20 protein-coding genes are annotated in these 21197 nt (G+C 42.0%); 15 read left to right on the top strand and 5 right to left on the bottom strand.

Features of this window, described 5'->3' with window-relative positions; all coding sequences use genetic code 11:
* Nucleotides 1–2 precede the first annotated feature (2 nt).
* The 5 genes from lspA to pepV all read left to right on the top strand — a co-directional run bounded on the left by lspA (nucleotide 3) and on the right by pepV (nucleotide 4191).
* Complete coding sequence (lspA, locus tag ACYQ5K_RS12025; RefSeq protein WP_195230426.1) at nucleotides 3–530, top strand: signal peptidase II; 528 nt, start codon at nucleotides 3–5, stop codon at nucleotides 528–530.
* Complete coding sequence (locus tag ACYQ5K_RS12020; protein WP_459777645.1) at nucleotides 520–1437, top strand: RluA family pseudouridine synthase; 918 nt, start codon at nucleotides 520–522, stop codon at nucleotides 1435–1437. The genes lspA and ACYQ5K_RS12020 overlap by 11 nt, the downstream gene beginning before the upstream one ends.
* A gap of 83 nt (nucleotides 1438–1520) precedes the next feature.
* Nucleotides 1521–2156, top strand: a complete 636-nt coding sequence (locus ACYQ5K_RS12015) for a cytidylate kinase-like family protein (protein ID WP_173687536.1) — start codon at nucleotides 1521–1523, stop codon at nucleotides 2154–2156.
* Between the two features lie 139 nt (nucleotides 2157–2295).
* On the top strand, nucleotides 2296–2745 hold the full coding sequence (gene dtd / locus ACYQ5K_RS12010) for a D-aminoacyl-tRNA deacylase (protein ID WP_173687535.1): 450 nt from the start codon (nucleotides 2296–2298) through the stop codon (nucleotides 2743–2745).
* 78 nt (nucleotides 2746–2823) lie between these two features.
* A complete protein-coding gene (pepV, locus tag ACYQ5K_RS12005) occupies nucleotides 2824–4191 on the top strand; it encodes a dipeptidase PepV (protein ID WP_459777644.1) in 1368 nt (455 codons plus the stop codon).
* A 178-nt stretch (nucleotides 4192–4369) separates the two neighbouring features.
* Here pepV and lexA read toward each other — a convergent pair whose 3' ends face one another.
* Nucleotides 4370–4990, bottom strand: coding sequence for a transcriptional repressor LexA (gene lexA, locus ACYQ5K_RS12000; RefSeq protein ID WP_117834762.1), 621 nt, complete (start codon nucleotides 4988–4990; stop codon nucleotides 4370–4372).
* A gap of 236 nt (nucleotides 4991–5226) precedes the next feature.
* On the opposite strand from lexA, the gene ACYQ5K_RS11995 reads away from it, so the two are divergent.
* The 5 genes from ACYQ5K_RS11995 to ACYQ5K_RS11975 all read left to right on the top strand — a co-directional run bounded on the left by ACYQ5K_RS11995 (nucleotide 5227) and on the right by ACYQ5K_RS11975 (nucleotide 10734).
* Complete coding sequence (locus ACYQ5K_RS11995) at nucleotides 5227–5652, top strand: LysM peptidoglycan-binding domain-containing protein (protein WP_173687533.1); 426 nt, start codon at nucleotides 5227–5229, stop codon at nucleotides 5650–5652.
* A gap of 260 nt (nucleotides 5653–5912) precedes the next feature.
* Complete coding sequence (locus ACYQ5K_RS11990) at nucleotides 5913–6872, top strand: aldo/keto reductase (protein ID WP_459777643.1); 960 nt, start codon at nucleotides 5913–5915, stop codon at nucleotides 6870–6872.
* A 119-nt stretch (nucleotides 6873–6991) separates the two neighbouring features.
* Nucleotides 6992–8362, top strand: coding sequence for a sodium-dependent transporter (locus ACYQ5K_RS11985; protein ID WP_173687531.1), 1371 nt, complete (start codon nucleotides 6992–6994; stop codon nucleotides 8360–8362).
* A gap of 103 nt (nucleotides 8363–8465) precedes the next feature.
* A complete protein-coding gene (locus ACYQ5K_RS11980; RefSeq protein WP_173687610.1) occupies nucleotides 8466–9452 on the top strand; it encodes a Gfo/Idh/MocA family protein in 987 nt (328 codons plus the stop codon).
* Nucleotides 9453–9657: 205 nt separating this feature from the next.
* The gene (locus ACYQ5K_RS11975; protein ID WP_195230417.1) at nucleotides 9658–10734 is read left to right on the top strand and encodes a tyrosine-type recombinase/integrase; all 1077 of its coding nucleotides are present in this window, start codon (nucleotides 9658–9660) and stop codon (nucleotides 10732–10734) included.
* A gap of 123 nt (nucleotides 10735–10857) precedes the next feature.
* Here ACYQ5K_RS11975 and ACYQ5K_RS11970 read toward each other — a convergent pair whose 3' ends face one another.
* Both ACYQ5K_RS11970 and ACYQ5K_RS11965 read right to left on the bottom strand, forming a co-directional pair.
* Complete coding sequence (locus ACYQ5K_RS11970; protein ID WP_459777642.1) at nucleotides 10858–11559, bottom strand: DNA alkylation repair protein; 702 nt, start codon at nucleotides 11557–11559, stop codon at nucleotides 10858–10860.
* 91 nt (nucleotides 11560–11650) lie between these two features.
* A complete protein-coding gene (locus ACYQ5K_RS11965; protein ID WP_195230415.1) occupies nucleotides 11651–13045 on the bottom strand; it encodes an MATE family efflux transporter in 1395 nt (464 codons plus the stop codon).
* Nucleotides 13046–13201: 156 nt separating this feature from the next.
* On the opposite strand from ACYQ5K_RS11965, the gene ACYQ5K_RS11960 reads away from it, so the two are divergent.
* Nucleotides 13202–14056: a LysR family transcriptional regulator gene (locus tag ACYQ5K_RS11960; RefSeq protein ID WP_195230413.1), complete on the top strand. Its 855-nt coding sequence runs from the start codon at nucleotides 13202–13204 to the stop codon at nucleotides 14054–14056.
* A gap of 68 nt (nucleotides 14057–14124) precedes the next feature.
* On the opposite strand, the gene ACYQ5K_RS11955 is transcribed toward ACYQ5K_RS11960, so the two are convergent.
* Together ACYQ5K_RS11955 and ACYQ5K_RS11950 are read right to left on the bottom strand one after the other, a co-directional pair.
* A complete protein-coding gene (locus ACYQ5K_RS11955; RefSeq protein ID WP_173687526.1) occupies nucleotides 14125–15657 on the bottom strand; it encodes a hypothetical protein in 1533 nt (510 codons plus the stop codon).
* 209 nt (nucleotides 15658–15866) lie between these two features.
* Complete coding sequence (locus tag ACYQ5K_RS11950; RefSeq protein WP_173687525.1) at nucleotides 15867–16754, bottom strand: NifB/NifX family molybdenum-iron cluster-binding protein; 888 nt, start codon at nucleotides 16752–16754, stop codon at nucleotides 15867–15869.
* A 113-nt stretch (nucleotides 16755–16867) separates the two neighbouring features.
* Between ACYQ5K_RS11950 and ACYQ5K_RS11945 the strand changes: the two genes are divergently transcribed.
* The 4 genes from ACYQ5K_RS11945 to tnpC all read left to right on the top strand — a co-directional run bounded on the left by ACYQ5K_RS11945 (nucleotide 16868) and on the right by tnpC (nucleotide 21151).
* Nucleotides 16868–18595: a hybrid sensor histidine kinase/response regulator gene (locus ACYQ5K_RS11945; protein ID WP_459777641.1), complete on the top strand. Its 1728-nt coding sequence runs from the start codon at nucleotides 16868–16870 to the stop codon at nucleotides 18593–18595.
* A 74-nt stretch (nucleotides 18596–18669) separates the two neighbouring features.
* A complete protein-coding gene (gene tnpA / locus ACYQ5K_RS11940) occupies nucleotides 18670–19011 on the top strand; it encodes an IS66 family insertion sequence element accessory protein TnpA (RefSeq protein ID WP_173689707.1) in 342 nt (113 codons plus the stop codon).
* Entirely contained in the window at nucleotides 19004–19357 is a 354-nt protein-coding gene (gene tnpB / locus ACYQ5K_RS11935; RefSeq protein ID WP_195231705.1) for an IS66 family insertion sequence element accessory protein TnpB, read from the top strand. Before tnpA ends, tnpB begins: the two co-directional genes overlap by 8 nt.
* A 141-nt stretch (nucleotides 19358–19498) precedes the next feature.
* Entirely contained in the window at nucleotides 19499–21151 is a 1653-nt protein-coding gene (gene tnpC / locus ACYQ5K_RS11930) for an IS66 family transposase (RefSeq protein ID WP_459777640.1), read from the top strand.
* The last annotated feature ends 46 nt before the right edge of the window (nucleotides 21152–21197 follow it).

The raw sequence follows: 21197 nt of genomic DNA, 5'->3' as shown, positions 1-21197 counted from the left end.
ATATGAAGAACAGACCAGGTTTAAAACAGTATATTTTTGCAGCACTTGGAGTCGTAATCCTGGTGCTTCTGGATCAGTATACAAAGCTTCTGGCAATTGCACATTTGAAGGATCAGTCCGCATTTGTGTTGTGGAATAATGTTTTTGAATTGCATTATCTTGAAAACAGAGGAGCCGCATTTGGGATTTTTCAGAACCAGCGATGGTTTTTTGTCATCATGACCGTTGTGATCCTTGTTGTTGTGAGCTGGTTTTATGGCAGAACTCCGGTAGAAAAAAGATATCTGCCACTCAGAATCTGTATGATCGTTCTGACAGCCGGAGCAATCGGAAATTTTATTGACCGTCTGATCAGAGGATATGTGGTGGACTTTTTTTATTTTTCACTGATTGATTTCCCGATTTTTAATGTGGCGGATATTTATGTGACTGTGACGTTTATCGTTCTGGTTCTGCTGATCTTCTTTTATTATAAGGACGAAGATTTTTCTATTTATTCGCGCAGACAGGAGCAGAAGCATGCAGATTAAAGAATTTCAGAGTGAAGAAAATGCAGGGGAGAGAATCGACAAATTTCTCACAGAGAAAGTGCCGGAGCTTTCCCGTTCTTATATTCAGAAACTGATAAAAGAAAAAAATGTAAAGGTAAATTCCGTAGTAATCAAATCTAACTATAAGGTTGCAAAGGGAGACCAGATTCGGATTACGATACCGGATTTGACGGAACCGGATATCCTGCCGGAAAATATACCACTGGATATTCTTTATGAGGATGAGGATATTCTGGTGGTTAATAAACCGAAAGGGATGGTAGTGCACCCGGCAGCAGGTCATTATACCGGAACTCTGGTCAATGCGATCATGTATCATTGCAAAGACCAGCTTTCAGGAATCAACGGTGTAATGCGTCCGGGAATCGTACACCGGATTGATATGGATACTACCGGTTCTCTTCTGGTATGTAAAAATGATATCGCACACCAGATCCTTGCAGAGCAGTTAAAAGAGCACAGCATTAAGCGGATTTATCATGCGATTGTACACGGTAATATCAAAGAAGATTCCGGCACTGTGAATGCGCCGATCGGACGCCATCCGATTGACCGGAAGAAAATGAGTATCAATGAAAAAAACGGCAGAGATGCGGTGACACACTACCGGGTACTGGAGCGTTTTGGCGATTATACTTATATTGCCTGTGAGCTTGAAACCGGTCGTACACATCAGATCCGTGTGCATATGGCAAGTATCCATCATCCATTGCTTGGAGACTGTGTATATGGTCCTGCAAAATGTCCGTGGACACTACAGGGGCAGACACTTCATGCGAAAATTCTTGGAATTATCCATCCGAGAACCGGAGAATATATGGAATTTGATGCCCCACTTCCAGAATATTTTGAAAATTTATTGAAAAAACTACGCAGAATGTCATAGAAATCTATACATTTACCTGGAATTGTTATATAATATGTATAGAACAATCAAGGAGTAATGACCTGTAAAGGAGCGTGACGTTTATGAGTAAAACACATACAATTATAACGATAGGTCGTCAGTTTGGAAGCGGAGGACACGAAATTGGAAAACGCCTGGCAGATGAACTGGGAATTAAGTTTTATGATAAAGAGTTGTTGTCACGGGCAGCAAAGGACAGTAAGATATGCAAAGAGCTTTTTGAGACACATGATGAAAAACCGACGAACAGTTTTCTATATTCATTGGTAATGGATACATATTCTATGGGATTTGCATCCGGTTCTGTCAATGAAATGCCACTAAATCACAAGATTTTCCTTGCACAGTTTGATGCGATCAAAAAGATTGCGGAGGAAGGACCGTGTGTACTGGTAGGAAGATGTGCGGACTATGCACTGGAAGAGCGGGATGATGTACTAAGTGTATTCATTCATGCAGATCTGGAAGACAGGATCAAAAATGTAGCGAAGCTGAATGAACTGCCAGATAACAAGGCAAAAGATCTGATACATAAGACAGATAAACGCAGGGCAAGCTATTACAATTATTATACCAACAAAAAATGGGGCGATGCCGAAAGTTATGATATTTGTATGAACAGTTCCAAGTTTGGTGTTGACGGATGTGTGAAAGCTATCAAAGACCTTCTTGAATTAAAGGAAAGCATGGAAGAGTAAGAACAGCGATTATAATGTTATAAAACGGGGGAAATAAAAATCCCCCGTTTTTTAGGCCTGTAGCAGAATACTTATGTTCTGATATTTTCGGAACACAGGCATTATAGTGTCAAATAAAAAGAAGAGGAGACAAGGAAACATGAAATTTGTAATTCAGAGAGTAGCACATGCCGAGGTTGCGGTAGAAGGAGAAGTGATCGGAAAGATTGGAAAAGGATTTATGGTGCTGATCGGAGTGGCACAGGATGATACCAGGGAGATTGCAGACAAAATGGTAAAGAAGCTGACAGGACTCCGCATTTTTGAAGATGAGAACGGAAAGACCAATCTTGCCCTGAAGGATGTGGATGGAGAACTTCTTCTTATTTCCCAGTTTACCTTATACGCAAACTGTAAAAAAGGATTCCGCCCAAGTTTTATTGAGGCAGGTGCACCGGATATGGCAAATGAACTGTATGAATATATTATTGAAGAATGTAAGAAAGTGATCCCGGTTGTGGAAAGAGGAAACTTTGGTGCGGATATGAAGGTATCTCTTTTGAATGACGGTCCATTTACGATCGTGCTGGATTCGGAACAGATTTGTTAAAATATTATTTGGTTTCTAAAGATGTATCGTGTATAATAGAATACAGATGGAATACACAAGAAAGTGGGGAATGTAATAATGAGTTATGAAGCATTAAACAGCAGGATTATGGAGATGAAGGATGAAATTCTTGCTGGAATCCAACAGAACATGAGAATTGAAAGCGTGCGTGGTGAGGCACAGCCAGACGCGCCATATGGTCCTGGACCGAAGGCTGCTCTGGAAGATGCCCTTGAACTTGGCCGCAAACTTGGCTTCAAGGTTGGGCAGGCAGACAATCGTATCGGCTGGGTAGAATATGGAGAAGGAAAAGAGATGGTAGGCGTTCTCGGCCATGTAGACGTTGTACCGGCTGGTGATACCGGCTGGACTTATCCTGCCTATGGTGCCGAGATCCACGATGGAATCCTTTGGGGAAGAGGATGTCTGGATGATAAGGGACCGATCATTGGATCGATTTATGCATTGAAGGCGATCCGTGACCTGAATCTTCCAATTGACCGCAGAATCCGTGTTATTTTTGGATCTGATGAGGAATGTGGCTCTTCATGTGCGGCGTATTACGTAGAGAACGGATATGAGATGCCGACGATCGGATTTACTCCGGATGCAGATTTCCCGGTTATTTTCTGTGAAAAAGGAACGACTGGCATCAAGGGCGGTTCAAAGGTTTATGACAAGGGACATATCGAAGTAGAATATTTTGGGGGTGGAATTGCTGATAATGTTGTGATTCCGACATGTAAACTGGTTGTAAAAGGCGATATTAAAGTTACAGAATCAGAAGGTATTACTGTGACACATGAAGATGGGAAAACAATTGTTGAAGCGGTAGGAAGAAGTGCACATGGAAGCACACCTCATCTTGGAGTGAATGCAGCGATCCTGCTCCTGAATGCTGTCAAAGAGAATGAATTTGGTGGAGAATTCCAGCAACTGATGGAATTTCTGCTGAAAGAGATTGGAACAGAGACAAACGGAGAATCACTTGGTGTACATTATGTGGATGAAGAAACCGGTGAGACGACCGTAAACCTTGGTATCGTCCATTATGACGGAGAAAAGACCTATTTTACATTAGATGTCCGTTATCCGAAAAATGCAGATCAGAAAGTTGTCGATGATACACTGGTCAATCATATCAACAGCTATACATTTGACGTTCTTCGGAAAAATAACCACAAAATTCTTTATGTACCAAAGGACTCTGAACTGGTGACAAAGCTTGTTCATGTATATGAGGAGGAGACCGGCGAGCATCTGGAGCCGCTTGCAATCGGTGGTGGAACTTATGCAAAGAAATTCCCGAATATGGTAGCATTTGGACCAGTATTTCCAGGAGAAGCAGACGTGATCCATCAGCCGGATGAACATGTAGAAGTAGAAAAGCTTCTCCGTGCACTGCAGATTACAGCAGCAGCGATGTATGAACTTGCAAAAAAATAAATACTAAGAGAAAGACATATAGAAAATAAAAATGTCAATATAAAAACAGGTGATGAACCGCATATTATCTTTTGGATAAAGAAATCTGCAGTTTATCACCTGTTGTGCTATAGATTACTTTGTAAAAAAAGGGGAACCATAACGTGTGGCAATACCAGCTGTAAAACAGAACTTCGTATTAACGGAAGAAACGCATAACAGCTACAACTTTTCCTAAAATTGTGACATCCTCCAGAATAAAAGGTTCCATTGCATCATTCTCCGGCTGGAGACGGATGACACCTTCTTCTCTGTAAAAGGTCTTGACTGTTGCGCCATCTTCAATCAGGGCAACAACCATATCTCCATTCTCCGCAGTTGGCTGCTTTTCTACAACAACATAATCACCATCCAGAATACCTGCATTTACCATACTTTCACCCTGAACCTTCAGCATAAAAAGTTCCTTGTTCGAAGAAATATACTCGGTAGGTACCGGATAATAGTCTTCAATATTTTCCTCTGCCAGGATTGGTTCTCCGGCGGCAACACGCCCAACGATCGGAATCTGTACCATCTCGCGTCTGGTTAGATTAAAAGAGTCATCGAGAATTTCAATTGCGCGCGGTTTGGTAGGATCGCGGTGTATGTATCCATTCTTCTCAAGAGTTTCGAGATGAGAATGTACAGAAGAAGTTGACTTCAGATTCACAGCATCACAAATCTCACGGACAGCCGGTGGGAAACCGCGTTCCAGAATCTGGGATTTGATATATTCAAGTATCTCTTCCTGTTTCTTGCTAATATTACCTTTACTCATAAAAGAACCTCCTGTGTCTGTAGTTATATTTATATCCATTCATATAAGTATTCACACTATTAAAATTATCATACCATACCAAATAGGAAATAGCAAACAAATGTTTAGAAAATATGTTCGATTGTGTATTGACAAACATATGTTCTTGTTGTATATTAATAGCAGAACAACTGTTCGGGAACATACTTTCGATAAATAGTACGCGAAAGTTGAAGAAGAAAAGGGAGGATTTTATCATGAGATCAGAGAAAAGAACAGACATACCTATGGATCGATATCATGCCGGAGAGAAGAGACGGAAATACTGTCACTATGCAAAGTTCCGCAGAACCGGTTTTTTTAGACGTTTTGTGACTGGAATAGCAGCAGTTGTTTTGATCATGTCTATGAGCTTTGGTTTTGGAAGTTTCTTTTCGAGTGCTCATGACAGTGGGACAGAGACTTCTGTTCCTTCTGAAGAGCGGTATTATAAAAGTGTTCAGATTGAAAAAGGGGATTCACTTTGGAGCATTGCACAGCAGTACATGGGATCGGAAGATTCTGTTTATGAATATATGGATGAACTGGCAGAGGCGAATCATTTAAGCATGAAAGACAGAAATAATCTTCAGGAAGGGGATTATCTGGTTGTTTCCTATTATGGTGAGGAAGCTGTTTATTAAAGACGACCTGTGCTGTCAGGCAGCAGCGAAAATCTGTCTGACAGCACATTATATACACTCTTATTTTTTATAAAAGTCTAAAAGACTAGGACATTTTTAGGTCTCTAACCAAGATCCCATCGCTCACCCCGTCTTAGTCTTTCCGGACTTTTTTATTTTATGGTAAAAATTTTTACGATAAAACAGGAGACAGAGATTTGTTTCACAATCAGAAAATGGTATAATCAAAAAATAGAGTAATAACGGAGGCGAACAAGAAAATGGAGTATACAGAATTGGGAAAGACCCGGCTTCATGTATCCAGGATGTGCCTTGGTACATGGGGAATCGGAGGTGCCGGATGGGATACTTATTCCGACGAAAGCCGAATGGATGCGATTAAAGCAGCAGTGGATTGTGGAATTAATTTTATTGATACAGCGCCTGCTTATAATGGTGGAAGGGCAGAACAGTATATTGGACAGGTTTTGCATAAACTTGGTGTAAGAAAAGAAGTAATCCTGTCTACGAAGTGTGGAAATGAATTTATTGATGGAAAGTATATACGCTGTGGGGCAGCAGATAAGATCATGCGGGAATGCGAAGAATCACTCCATAATCTGAAGACAGATTATATTGATGTATATCTGGTTCATTGGCCGGATCCGAATGTTCCAATGGAAGAAACAATGGATGCACTTAACACACTGAAAAAGCAAGGTAAAATTTTGCATATCGGAGTATCGAATTTTACAAAAGAACAGATTGAAGAAGCAGAAAAATATTGTGACATTGAAGTATATCAGCCACAGTATTCTATGGTGGATCGTAAGGGGGAACAACTGATTCAGTGGGCCTATGCGCAAAGAATAGGAGTTATGACTTATGGAACACTTGGAGGCGGTATTTTAACCGGAAAGTACAGGCAGCTCAAAGAATATGGGGTGAATGACAATCGAAATCGGTTTTACCCATATTTTAAAGATCCATTGTTCTCAAAAATAATGATTCTTTTAAGAACGATGGATCAGATTAGTATGGAGCGAAATGTTCCATTGACACAGATTGCATTGAACTGGGCTTTGCAGAAGCCTTTTATTTCTTCCTGTATTATTGGAGCGCAGAGCCGTGATAAGATTGAAGAAAACTGTAAAGTATTTGAATGGAAACTGAACAGTGATGAGATTCAGTTACTGGAACAGGCTTTAAAAGAATACACGGAATGTATGGATAAATTATAAGACAAAACTTATTTTTATATTTTTAAGGTTATACTTGATTTTACTAGTGACTTTAAAGGATTATCATGATAAAATCAAACGAGTGTATTTAATTTTAGAATAAAAAAGGAGATTTTGTTATGGATAATCATAAAAAAAGGAGTACATTTTCCGGTAAATTAGGATATGTACTGTCAGCAGCAGGGGCTTCTGTAGGTCTTGGAAATATCTGGAGGTTTCCTTATCTTGCGGCGAAATATGGTGGAGGAATTTTCTTACTTATCTATATTCTGCTAGCCCTTACCTTTGGATACACGATGATAGTAGCCGAATCAGCAATTGGCCGTATGACAAGAAAAAGTCCGGTAGGTGCGTTCAAATCTTTCGGAAAGTCAAAATGGATTTCTTTTGGTGGATGGATTAATGCGATTATTCCGGTTCTGATTGTACCATATTATTCTGTAATTGGAGGATGGGTTATCAAGTACCTTTGGGAATATGTAAAAGGAAACAGCAGTAGTCTGGCTCAAGATGGATATTTTTCAGAGTTTATTTCAAATGGATTTTCTACAGAAATCTGTTTTATCATATTCTGTCTGATTACATTGATTATTATTTATGCAGGTGTCCGAAATGGAATTGAGCGTGTTTCAAAGTTTATGATGCCAATTTTGATCGTGCTTTCGCTGATCATTACCATCTATTCAGTAACACGACCAGGTGCAATGGAAGGCGTGAAGTATTTCCTGGTGCCAAATCCAAAGAATTTCTCATGGATGTCTGTGGTAGCTGCTATGGGACAGATGTTTTATTCCTTGTCGATCGCTATGGGAATTCTAATCACATTTGGTTCTTATATGAAGAGCGAGATTTCAATCGAAGACTCAACAAGAAATGTAGAAGTATTCGATACAGCAATTGCAATTATGGCAGGACTTATGATCATTCCAGCTGTGTTTGCATTTTCAGGTGGAAATCCAGATACTTTGCAGGCAGGACCGGCGCTGATGTTTATTACGATTCCAAAAGTCTTTGAAAATATGGGGTTTGGAACGTTAATTGGAATTGTATTCTTTTTGCTTGTCCTTTTTGCAGCGCTGACCAGTTCAATTGCATTGACAGAAAGCGCTGTATCTACATTTGAGGACGAAATCGGCTGGAGCCGGAAAAAATCCACTGTGCTTGTTGGCGTGATTATGATAGCACTTGGAAGTTTGTCTTCACTTGGATATGGACCACTTGCATTTGTAAAAATTATTGGTATGCAGTTTCTGGATTTCTTTGATTTCCTGACTAATTCAGTAATGATGCCGGTTGCAGCACTTATGACATGCCTTTTAGTAGCGAGGGTTGTTGGGATAAAGAGGATAGAAGAAGAGGTTATGCATGGAGAAAGTACATTCCGGAGAAAGAAAATTTTTGTTGTTATGATCAAATATCTGTGTCCGATTTTTGTTCTGATCATTTTGATCAGTTCCGTGGCGAATGCGTTTGGATGGATTTCTATGTAGAATAAAAGTATGGATAGAAATTAAAAATGAAAAAACGGATAAACAAAAGTAAAGAATAAAATTTAAACAATATGCGTTTGGAGGAATGTGAAATATGGAACAGATGAAAGTTGGAATTATTGGCGCTGGTCGAATCGCGGCAAATATGGCGAAAACACTGAACGGTATGGACGATGCAGTGGCATATGCCATTGCTGCAAGAAATCTTGACAGAGCACAGAAATTTGCTAAAGAATGGGGATTTGAAAAGGCATATGGCTCATACGAAGAGCTGGTAAATGATCCGGAAGTAGAGCTGATTTATATTGCAACCCCACATCCATTTCATATAGAGCATGCCAAACTTTGTATCACTCACGGGAAACCGGTACTTTGTGAAAAACCATTTACTGTAAATGCTGCCGGAGCAAAAGAAGTATTTGCTCTTGCAAAGGAAAAAGAAGTCTTTATTACGGAAGCAATTTGGACAAGATACCTTCCATCCCGTAAAATAATCGATGATATTATTGCAAGCGGAGAAATTGGAGAATTAAAGGGAATTTCAGCAAATCTTGGGTACGATATGCGAACAAAAGAACGTCTGATCAATCCGGAACTTGCAGGAGGAGCACTATTAGATGTAGGTATTTATCCGCTGAATTTTGCAAGTATGGTTTTAGGAGATGATGTTGAAGAAACAATTTCTTCCTGCGTAAAATTTGACAGTGGAGTGGATGCACAGAATTCTATCATTCTGAAATATAAAAATGGATCGATGGCTTCTATACAAAGCAGTGCACTAACAGGCACTGAACAATATGGTATGATATATGGCACCAAGGGATATCTGATTGCGGAAAATATCAATGATATTACAGCGGTAAAAGTATATACACCAGATCGGGAATTTGTAAGAGAGATTACAATGCCTGAACAGATCACAGGTTTTGAATATGAAGTACGCGCTTCTATGAAGGCTATCCGTGAAGGAAAACTTGAATGTATAGAAATGCCGCATGAAGAAAGTATTCGTATCATGGAACAGATGGATGGACTTAGAAAAGACTGGGGGATTGAATATCCATTTGAAAAAGGAAACAGACCGTGCTAGTAATTATAATTAGCTGTTTAAATCACTAAATAAGAAATATCAGCTGTCTCTGGCAAAAAGTTGTCTTGGGACAGCAGTATTTTGAATAACCAATCTATACGACAAATACCGATTTTTCAAAAAGATATAGACAAATCTTCTGAAACCATGCTATAATCATACCTATATCGGGGAAATTTATGGAATTTAGGAGGTTCTTACGATCATGCCATCTGATACAAAAACATATCAGGAAGAAACTTATATTGATAATACCATTCGTCTTCGTGGTGTTCTAAATACCATGCCGGACTTTGCACGTGATTATTTTCGTGCCATTGAACCAACCACATCACCAAAGACGCGAATATCTTATGCATATGACATCCGTTTGTTCTTTCAGTTCTTAATTGAAGAAAATCCTGTTTATAAACATCACTCACTTAAAGACTTTCAGGTACAGGATCTGGAAGCTATTCAGCCTGTTGATATAGAGGAATATCTGGAATATCTGAAGGTTTATGATACCACGGACGTTCATACCAAAGAAACAAAACAGGTCACGAATTCTGAACGTGGATTATTTCGTAAAATGTCTGCCTTACGCAGCTTTTATAATTATTTCTTTAAAAGACAGATTATTCAGAGAAATCCGACTTTATTTGTAGATATGCCAAAGTTACATGATAAGGCGATCATACGTTTGGATACGGATGAGGTCGCAAAGCTTTTAGATTATGTGGAATCCTGTGGATCCAAATTAACAGGTCAGGCTCTCTCCTATTATAACAAGACGAAAGAACGCGATATTGCGATCATTACTCTCCTGCTGGGAACAGGTATTCGAGTATCTGAGTTAGTTGGACTGGACCTGTCAGATGTGGATTTTAACAACAATGGGATCACCGTCACACGAAAAGGTGGAAGCCAGATGGTTGTCTATTTCGGAGATGAAGTGGAAAAAGCACTTCGGAATTATCTGGAGACGTACCGTAAGACGGTTACACCACTTGCAGGCTATGAAAATGCCCTGTTTTTATCCACACAAAGACGCCGGATCGGTGTACAGGCGGTTGAAAATATGGTCAAAAAATATGCCGGTCAGATCACAAATAAGAAAATTACGCCACATAAGCTTAGAAGTACCTATGGTACTGCCCTTTATAAGGAAACAGGGGATATTTACCTGGTAGCGGACGTTCTGGGACATAAAGATGTCAATACAACGAAAAAGCACTACGCCGCAATCGACGAAGACAGACGACGTAGTGCTGCAAACGTGGTAAAATTGCGGGAACCGTAAATTGTCAAAGTACGGTTAAATAATATCCTACTATGGTTAAATTTTTACAAATGATAAATTGGTGAATAATAAAAAATTCCATCATCATATCAATCACATAGATGAAATGGTGATGGAATTTTATTATTTCTTTATCCTTAATGTTCTAAGATAACGCTTCTGCTCCGGTGTAATCCGGTAGCTTTCAACCGCTTTCTGAATGGTCTTATTATGTGTCCAGGTGTCCAGCTTTTTCTCATCCAGATAAGACAGAATCTGATCATACTGTTTGGCAAGTGCAGTCGCAAAATACCAGGCGCGCATCATATTGACGTAATACTCGTCTGATTTGATTTCGGCTACTTTTTCCGGATATTCTGGTTTAAACTGTTCGTCCAGATAATACCGCATCAGCATTCCAATTCCAAAACGGACGATATAAGGGTGATCCGATGCCATCCAGCTGTAGACTTCCTGGATAAATACATCCAGATGCTTTTTCATTGTACGAAGTGTGATCATATCGCAGGTTGCCCAGTTGTTCACATAAGGGAGAAAACGTTCTATCGCGGCAATACAGGCTGGATAATCTTTGATCTGTTCAATTAGCAGTCCGTGCAGGTTGTTTTCTTCGTAATACTTGTGTGGAAGCACTTCAAGAAAGGTAACCGCATCAGCCGTTTTTCCAAACTTTTTCGCATAGGTACGTAACATCGGAGTCCGTACACCGATGATTGTTTCTTTATCAATGGTTGGCATCAGCTTTGCATGAAAATCACGGTAAGTAAGATCCTGCATTTCAAAAAGTTCTGCCTGCACTTTTTCTATTACTTCTCTTCTGTTCATTTGTCATTTCTCCTGGATATTGTTAAATATGTCATTCAGTATAGCAAAAATCCGTCCGTTTTAACAGAAATTTCCAAACAAAATTCGTGCATTACAAGAGCACTCCTGTCTCATAGAGCGTATTCTTCCGCTCCATACGCTTTAATTCCGGCAATATGGTAAGTAACATGGTGATGAAGCATAATCCACCACCAATGACGTTAGAAACCGGTTCTGCGAGGAACACGCCGTCTGTACCCATATGCAGGGCATACGGCATCAGGTAGGTCAGAGGGACAACAATAAATACCTTCCGAAGCAGGGAGAAAAAGATTGCGTGTTTCTTCTTATTCAGGGATTTAAAGACCGTCTGACCAATATATTGCATATCCATGCAGATAAAGGCTGCGAAATATTGCTTCAGGGCTGGAACAGCATCTTTCATTAACATAGCATCCGAACTGAAAATACCGATCAGGGTTTTTGGCGCGATGATAATAATACTCCACATCACTGCCGTATAGCCGAGGATCATAAGTGCCATCATGACACCGGCTTTTCTCACACGGGACGGGCGTCTTGCACCGTAATTATAACTCAGGATTGGCGAAGTCCCTTCGTTGATTGCATAAATCGGAGTTTCTACAAGCTGTCTGACACTGGATACGATGGTCATAACAGAAATGTAGATATCTCCGCCTGTGACAGAAAGTACATTGTTGCAGACAATCGTTACCAGACTGTTTGTCAACTGCATGATAAATCCGGCAGTTCCCAGGCTTACAATGTTTTTTGCATAAGCTGTACAGCTGGCAAGTTCCTCTTTTTTGAGGAGCCTCACTTTAAGTTCTGCTTTCTTTGTAAGAAAGAAAAAGACAAATGCCGCAGAAAGTGTCTGAGAAATGACCGTTGCAATTGCGGCACCGCGCACGCCAAGCCCGAACACAAAAATAAACAACGGGTCAAGTAGCAGGTTCGCTACTGCCCCTATGGTAACTGAAAGCATACCGATTGTTGAATATCCTTGTGCGTTGATAAACGGGTTCATACCGGTTGCAATCATCGATGGCAGCGTTCCGATCAGATAAAGCATCAGGTACGGGTATGCATAGACCAGGGCGTCTTTTGATGCGCCAAACAGCACCAGAATCGGGTGGGCAAATAGAAAGCCAATGGCCATCAGGACAACGGCACAGATACAAACCATGGAAAAAGAAGTGTTCATGATCTTCTTAGCTTCCTGTGGTTCATTTTTTCCGCGCTCAATCGAAAATAATGGTGCACCGCCGCTTCCGAACAGATTGCTGAATGCGGTAATAATAACAATTACCGGGAAGCAAAGACCGACCCCACCAAGTGCTGCAGTTCCGACATTTGGGATACGTGCAATATAGATGCGGTCTACAATGTTATAAAGTAAGCTTAAGATCTGGGCAACCAGCATCGGGAGTGCTGCTCCAAGAATGTTGCTGGTTATTGTTCCATTTTCAAAATCAACTCGTTTCATTTGTAAATTCATTCCTTTTTATTTTTTCTTGCTTTTTTAATTCTAACATGATGTAATATATATGTAAATTATTGTTTTTATATGATAATTCAATAAAAATCATATGGATAATATATTTTCATTTTCAAATAATCAGGAAAGGAATTACATTTTTTTATGGAAATCAGACAGTTGGAATATTTTCGTGCGATCGTAGATGCCGGAACGATCAGCGGTGCAGCAAGAGTTCTTCACATGACCCAGCCACCGCTGAGCTATCAGATGAAGATGCTGGAGGAAGAATTACAGGTATCACTCTTTTTGCGCGGTACAAAGAAAATTACTCTTACAGATGCCGGAAAGACGCTTTATGAGCAGGCCGGTAATCTTCTGATGCTTGCAGATCTGACCAAACAGGAGGTTGTCAAATCCGGTCAGGCAGCTACTCTGCACATAGGGATCACACCATCCACTGTATCGATGATGTCCGAATATCTGCTTTACTTTGCAAAAAAATATCCTCAAATTCATTTTGATGTACATGAAGGATCTACATTTACACTGAAAGATCAGCTGGAAAATGGAATGATCGATCTGACTACACTCCGCACACCAATTGTGTTAAATGGCTGTGAAACCAAGTCTCTTTCCCGGGAGAAGCTGCTTGTGATGGCAGTTCCTGATCACCCTCTGTTGCAGGGACATACATCCATCAGTCTGCGGGAACTTTCCGAACAACCCTTAATCCTCTCCCACCGCTACCGCAAATATATGCTTGCTGCATTTGAGGGTGCCGGACTGGTCTGCGATATTTATTTTGCCTGTGAGGATGCCCGCACTGCAATGACGATGGCAGAAAAGGGACTGGGAATTGCAATTCTTCCGGAGTCTATGCTGAAGCTCACTAATAAATTAAAAGCATATGATATTACTGGAGCTGATCTTACAACTGAAATTCTTCTTGCATGGAGGAAAGGCAGGATGCCGGTGGAATTGCAGGATTTTCTAAAGTTATTTGATGAAATAATATAAAGCAAAAGAGCAGAGGTACATCCGAATGATGACTCTGCTCTTTCTAATAAATATTTCAGAAAAAATAATTACCAGCTTGATTTGTGTTCATCCATAACTTCCAGAGTCTCTGGATTTACCAGATAGAAATCAACCAGTTCTGTCTCATATCCACCATCCGGATATACCTTTTCCAGAACCAGCTCCTCGAAGGTAGTATTGTTTTCGTCCGTTTTCGACCCGTTATCATACAGACAGTAATTGACATTTACTGTTGTGCCATCCTTCTCTTCTGTTGTCTCACAGAGGATGGCATAGTTTTCACCTTTTGCATTCGCCGTGTAAGTAAAGTTCATATCTGGAAGCATATTCTTCTGCTGGATATACTGATAAACAGCACGCATTTCGTCCTGGAGCGGTGAAGCCTTCTGTGATTCCTGTGCCGGAGAATTTTCGGTGGAATCAGTGGTACTACTATCTTGTGTTTCGGAACCATTCAGGTCAGAATCAGGTTCAGAAGATTCTGTCAGGGTATCTGTATTTGGTAAAAGCAAACCTGTTTTTTGCATGTAAATAAAATTATCAGTCCGATACTGCGTAACATAACCATAATCAGGCTGTACAGAAAGGTAGGTATACTGCTGATCCTGACCGGTTACGGTTTCTGTTCCTTCTACGCCAAAGCTTACATTTAAAAAGCTGTAACCGATTAACGAAAGTAAGAAAAGAGTCAGCACAGCATAAGAAACCGCAATTATCCGTCTGGCTGCTTTTCCATTCAGAAGACTTTTTTGCTTTTTATACAGACAGATCATGCCCCATATCAGCAGACAAGACAAACTGATGGAAACACAGACACCGGATATTTCCGCAAAATAGTAACGGATCGCATACCCTGCGCTTTTGTTAATTCCATACCATGCACCGTAGAAAAAGGTACTGTATGCCAGAATGATTGTAATCAGACAGGTACGCAGGGGATGTTCTTTTCTTGTGGGAGTGAATTTCTTTAATGCAGAAATCAGCTGATCCATTTCGTTTTGTTCGATCCAGGTGGTCAGTTCTGTTTCCGATGGATAGATTCCATTTGTGTCCGGGATTCCGGTATAACGGGTTAAAAACTGGTTCCATGCATCAGTGTCGTCCGCTTCTGCTGCCAGCAAAATCTGCATATAATATAACTGCTTTAACTGGACTGGTGTACATTTTTCAGTAGAAATCTGTGTGATGGTCTGTGTGGCTTGCTCGTATTTTCCAAGCTGGATTTCAAGACGCGCAATCAGTAACAGCATGCGATTATTTGTAGCAAGATCACGGATTGACTGTGCATGATACATATAAAGAGCATACTCATAATGTTCGTCTAATGGCATCCTGCTTGATATTTTTCTGCTCCAGCCTGCTTCCACAGCCTGCATCCCGAAAGCCAGTTCAATAACAGCAAGAAGCTGGCACAGGAATGCAGGAAGTGTCCAGACATTGGAGATAAGTTTCTGACAGGTCAGAAAAAAGATCGCAAGGATAGCCAGAATGACAATCATCCATCTCAGCATGAACACGCGGCGGGCTTTCTTTTTCACGGTCTGCTTCCATGGATAATTTTTAAATTCTAAATTTAGCACGGGCAAATTTCCTTTCCGTTGTCTAATTATCGATTTCCGAAAAAATATAATCTTAGTATATAACAATCCGAACAAGGATTGTCTTATGAATTACTTAATTTTCAAAAAGACGGTACGCTTTCTTCTTTTGTATCATTCTGGTCTTATAACTTAAGCGCCTCCTTTACGATGAAATAAAGGGGGCGCCTGAAAATGATAGTTTGTATGTGTTATTTTACTTCTACCAGTTCAATCTGGAAATTCAGTTCTTTTCCAGCCATCTCATGGTTGGCATCAAACGTGATGTTGGTCTCTGTCTTTTCGGTTACAGTTACCGGGAATGGCTGACCGTACTGGTTGGTCAGATATGCGCGTGCGCCGACTTCCAGATCTTCAGATCCCGGAAGCTGTGCGATCTCCAGCGTGAAAATGGCGCGTGGATCCGGCATACCATAAGCTTCTTCCGGCATCAGATGGATGTTAATGGTCTGTCCTACTTCCATTGTTGCAACCGCCTTGTCGTATCCGTGGATCATCTGTCCGGCTCCGCATACGAATTCCAGTGGTTCTCCGCGGTCATAGGAAGAATCAAACTGGGTACCGTCATCGAAGGTTCCTCTGTAATGAGTACGGCAGGTCTTTCCCACATTCGGACCTTCAAAATCCGGTACTTGTGCGCCGCCACATCCGCTGCATCCACTGCAGTGTCCGCCACAGGAATGTTCTTCTTCCGGAGCTTTTTCTGCTTCTTCCTCATGATGTCCACAGCAGGAATGTCCTTCTTCGTGATGATGGTCACAATTAGTTCCGGCAGATTCCAGTTCTCCTGCAAGATATGCATTGACTGCTGCATCTACTTCTCCTGCTGCACCGGATATAACTTCAATGCCAGCTTCCTTCAGTGCTGTCTGTGCACCTTCTCCGATCCCGCCACAGATCAGAACATTTGCGCCTTGCTCAGAAAGGAAGCCTGCAAGTGCGCTGTGTCCGGCGCCACCAGCATGAACAATCTGCATGGAAGTGATCTTGCCGTCTTCTACTTCATACATTTTAAAAGCTTCTGTCTTACCGAAGTGCTGGAAAATCGATCCGCCTTCGTATGTTACTGCTATTTTCATTTCTAAAATCCTCCTTGAAATACCTTTATTTAATAGTATAACATATGGATTGCGAAACGCATAGAAAAAGTATACAATAATCCTAGAAAACGAAAGAAAAAAGGGAATAGAAAATGAGTAGTATTTATTTGAACAACGCAGTATTTATGATGGTAATACTGACGATCATCCTGCTAAGGATCCGGTATTATATTACATGGAGTCCGAGTAAAAAATATGCGATGATCTTTATTGGTGTGGTAGAGCTTTACGTGTTACTGGACGCCCTGTTTATGCGGGAATTCTTAAGTAAGACAGGAAGTATCCTGCAGTTTAAGCTGATTGTATTTTTCTTTTATCTGATCTACGTGATCATGCCGTATGTGTGGCATTTGTTTATGCAGAACTATATGGGAATCAGCAGTTCGAAGAAGCGAAGATTCGTAGAAATGATTCCGCTGCTTCTTCTGACTGCGATGGTGCTGCTTTCTGTTCCGACCGGAATTGTATGGGGATTTTCAAGAAACCGGACTTATATACGTGGTACATTTTTTGGCGTATTTACCGTACTCAACCTGTTCTATTATTTTTATGCATTTGCACAGACATTCTGCATTTTATTTATGAACAATACCGGGGGAATCAAATATCTCATAAAATCGGCACTGTTCTCAGCAATTCCGCTGATTGGGATTCTGGTAAATACCTACGTGATCCCATTTTATGGTGTGTGTCCGTTTCAGCCGTACTGTCTGGTCATCGGCGCACTGCTATCCTACCTGTTCATGGTCGAGCACCAGCAGAATCAGCTGGAATCGGAGCACAGGGAAAAACTTTCCAATGCATTAGAACTGGAAAAGGAATCGACCAGGAAAGCGAAAGCGGCCAGTGCGGTCAAGAATACCTTCCTTGCAAATATGTCCCATGATATCCGTACTCCGATGAATGCAATCATAGGATTTGCTGATATCATAGCGAAGCACCCGGATGATGAGGTCGTTGTCAGAAATGCTGTTACGAAAATCCAGGCATCGGGCGATGTCCTTCTGAAGATTATCAATGATGTGCTGGATCTGTCCAAGATTGAGAGTGGCAAGGCAGAAGTTGTGGAGACGATAACGGATCTAGAACAGATGACAGAAAAGCTGGAAATGATGCTGGAATACAGTATCAATAAAGGGAAAATAGATTTCAGGGTTGAAAGCCATATAGAGAATCGTCTGGTATGGTGTGATGCGACAAAGCTGCAACAGATTCTGGTAAATATATTAAACAATGCAGTTAAGTTTACCCCGGAGAGAGGAACAATCGTATTTAGTACTACGGAACGAATGATTGCTCCTGGACTGGGTGAATATCAGTTCACGGTAAAGGATACCGGAATCGGAATGACAGAAGAATTTCAGAAGCATGCATTTGAGGCATTTGAAAGAGAAAGGACTTCGACTGAAAGTAAGACGGAAGGTACGGGACTTGGACTTGCAATTGTCAAGAAGCTGGTGAATCTGATGAATGGTGAGGTAAATATTTACAGCAAATCTGGTCAGGGAACCAGGATCCAGATTACACTTCCACTTCGGATTGCAACGGAAAATCAGTTGCATCCGTCAGATAAAGCAAGGGAACACAAATTCGATCTGACCGGAATACATGTGCTGCTGGTTGAGGATAATGAGTTAAATGCAGAAATTGCGATGGAAGTTCTAAAAAACAAAGAGGTTCTTGTAACCTGGGTTCCGGATGGATGCGCCTGCGTGAAAGAAATCCAGGATAAAGCAGCAGGTACATATCAGTTTATCCTGATGGATGTGCAGATGCCGCGGATGAATGGATACGAAGCCACACGGAAGATCCGTAAGTAGGTAATCATCCGTATCTGTTATTCCCCGATTCCCTTTGGTACAATACCCTCAAAACATTGGAGGTATTGTATTTTATGAACAAAGACGAAAAAGCCGGACTCTGGTCTGAACGGATCCGGGAATTCCGATTCAGCGGACAGACATGCAGGGACTGGTGCACAGAGCATCAGATACCGGTCTCGACAATGACATACTGGATCCGCAAGCTGAAACAGGAAAAAATTTCATCTGAGGTGGATAAGGAGCGTGTCTTTGCAAAGCTTCCTTCCGAATCCGAGATTGTGATGCGCGACACCGCGCAGGAAACCGTAGCGGTCAGCATCCTTATTTCGGGATACATCCGGATCGAGGCGGCTCCGTCCTGTCCTCCGGAATTATTCCAGGTGCTGATAAGGACGTTAAAAGAAAATGCTTGACCTGGCAGGCGGTACAACGGTATATCTTGCCTGTGGGGCAACAGATCTCAGAAAAAGCTACAATGGTCTGGCGGCCGTCATCAAACTCAAATTTCAACTCGACCCATACTCGCGCTGCATGTTTGCATTCTGCAACCGCAGGCGCACCCTTATCAAGATTCTCCAGTGGGACGGATCCGGATTCTGGATCCTTATGAAACGCCTTGACCGTGATGCCTTTCACTGGCCGGACACCCCGGATGAGCTCCGGCAGGTTACCCTGAAAGAAATGCACTGGCTGTGCGATGGCCTTTCCCTGGATCAGAAAGATGCCTTTGAAGAACACCATCCGAAAATTGTGGTATAAGGCAGGTGTCAATTCGCAGAAAGTACGAAAAACCGGCGGTTTCCGGAGACTATTTCTACATGCTCAGGATCCGTTTTTTCTCGAAAAACAGCGGGTTTCATGGTATAATCTTTATATAACATGACAGCCGGGAGAAAAGGGATGGAACCGTTTTTTACAGAAGAACAGCTGAATAACATGAGCCGTGAAAACCTGATTGAAATCATGAAGATCATGAAGGAACAGAGTGCAAAAAAGGATACGGAAATCCAGCTTCTGAAGGATAAGCAGAAAGAACTGGAATTTATGAACGCCATGCTCTCCGACCGCTTGGCACTGGCCCGGAGGAAACAGTTCGGTTCTTCCAGTGAAAAGTATGCCGAAGGTTATGAACAGATGGATCTGTTCAATGAGGCAGAAGCATCGGCAGATCCGGAGGCAGAGGAACCGTGTTTTGAAGAAATCCATCCGTCATCCTATAAACGGAAAAAGCGTACAGGAAAGAAGGAAGAAGATCTCTCCGGCTTTGAAGTCACCGAGACCATTGAGTACAAGCTGGCCGGAGAAGACCGTTACTGTCCGGACTGCGGGAAAAAGTACAAGGTTGTTACCAAAGAGACCGTGAAACATCTGAAATTCGTTCCCGCGAAATTCGAGGTGGTGGAGGAGGTGACCTGTGTTTACAGCTGCCCGGAATGCGGTTCCATGAAGCGGCCGGAGAAAACACCGCCGCTGGTGGGCGGCGGAAGTATCGCGACACCATCCCTGGTGGCCGGGATCATGAATGCCAAGTATGTCAACGGAATGCCGCTGGCGCGGCAGGAACGGGAATTCGCCAGATACAACCTGAACCTTTCCACTAAAACCATGGCAAACTGGATCATCGGCTGTGCGGACCGTTACCTGAAACTGCTGTATGACCGGATGAAAGAGGAATTCCTGAAAAGCCGGTACATCCACTGTGACGAGACCCGGATACAGGTGATCGGCGAGCCGGATCAGAAGGGTTCCACCCAGAACTGGATGTGGGTATATCTTACGGATGAATATAGCGGCTCCCCGCGTATGGCGCTCTTCGATTATGAGAGAACCCGCGCCGGATATCATCCGGTAAAGTTTCTTGACGGACGTTTCCATGGATACCTGACCTGCGATGGCTACCAGGCATACCAAGGGCTGGACGATTCCATTACCGTGACCGGCTGCTTTACCCACGCGAGACGCCGTTTTGATGCCGCACTTACGGCACTGAAAAAGGACTTCACCAAGGAGCAGCTGAAAGAGACTGTTGCATACAACGCAATGACACGGATCGGGATCCTGTATAAAGTCGAGGAACTGATTAGAAACAAAACACCGGAAGAACGCCATGAGGAACGCCAGAAACAGTCCCGCCCGGTGGTAGACGCACTGTTTGAGTGGCTGCATTCGATGGAAGATTCTGTGGACAGATCTTCCCTTATTGGTGATGCCATTCTTTATACACTGAACCAGGAACCATATCTGCGCCGCTATCTGGACGACGGACACCTCAGCATCGATAACAACAGTGCGGAACGTGCCATCAAGAATTTCGCTGTCGGCCGCCGGAACTGGCTCTTTGCCAAAAGTATCCGTGGAGCAGATGCCAGTGCTGTTGTTTACAGTGTCACGGAAACAGCTCTCCTGAACGGGCTGAAACCATATGTGTACCTGACATATGTGCTGGACCAGATACGGCAGATGGGATCATTTCCAAAGCCGGAAGAACTGGACCGGCTACTCCCATGGTCGGATGATCTGCCGGATGAATTCAGGACGAAAAATCAAGGATAAATTAAGCCACCTGATCAACAGGTGGCTCTTTTTGAAAAATCAAGGT

Source organism: Allocoprococcus similis (assembly GCF_054660775.1).
The sequence above is the reverse complement of the archived record's forward strand: the minus strand, read 5'-3'. Positions and strand labels throughout refer to the sequence as shown.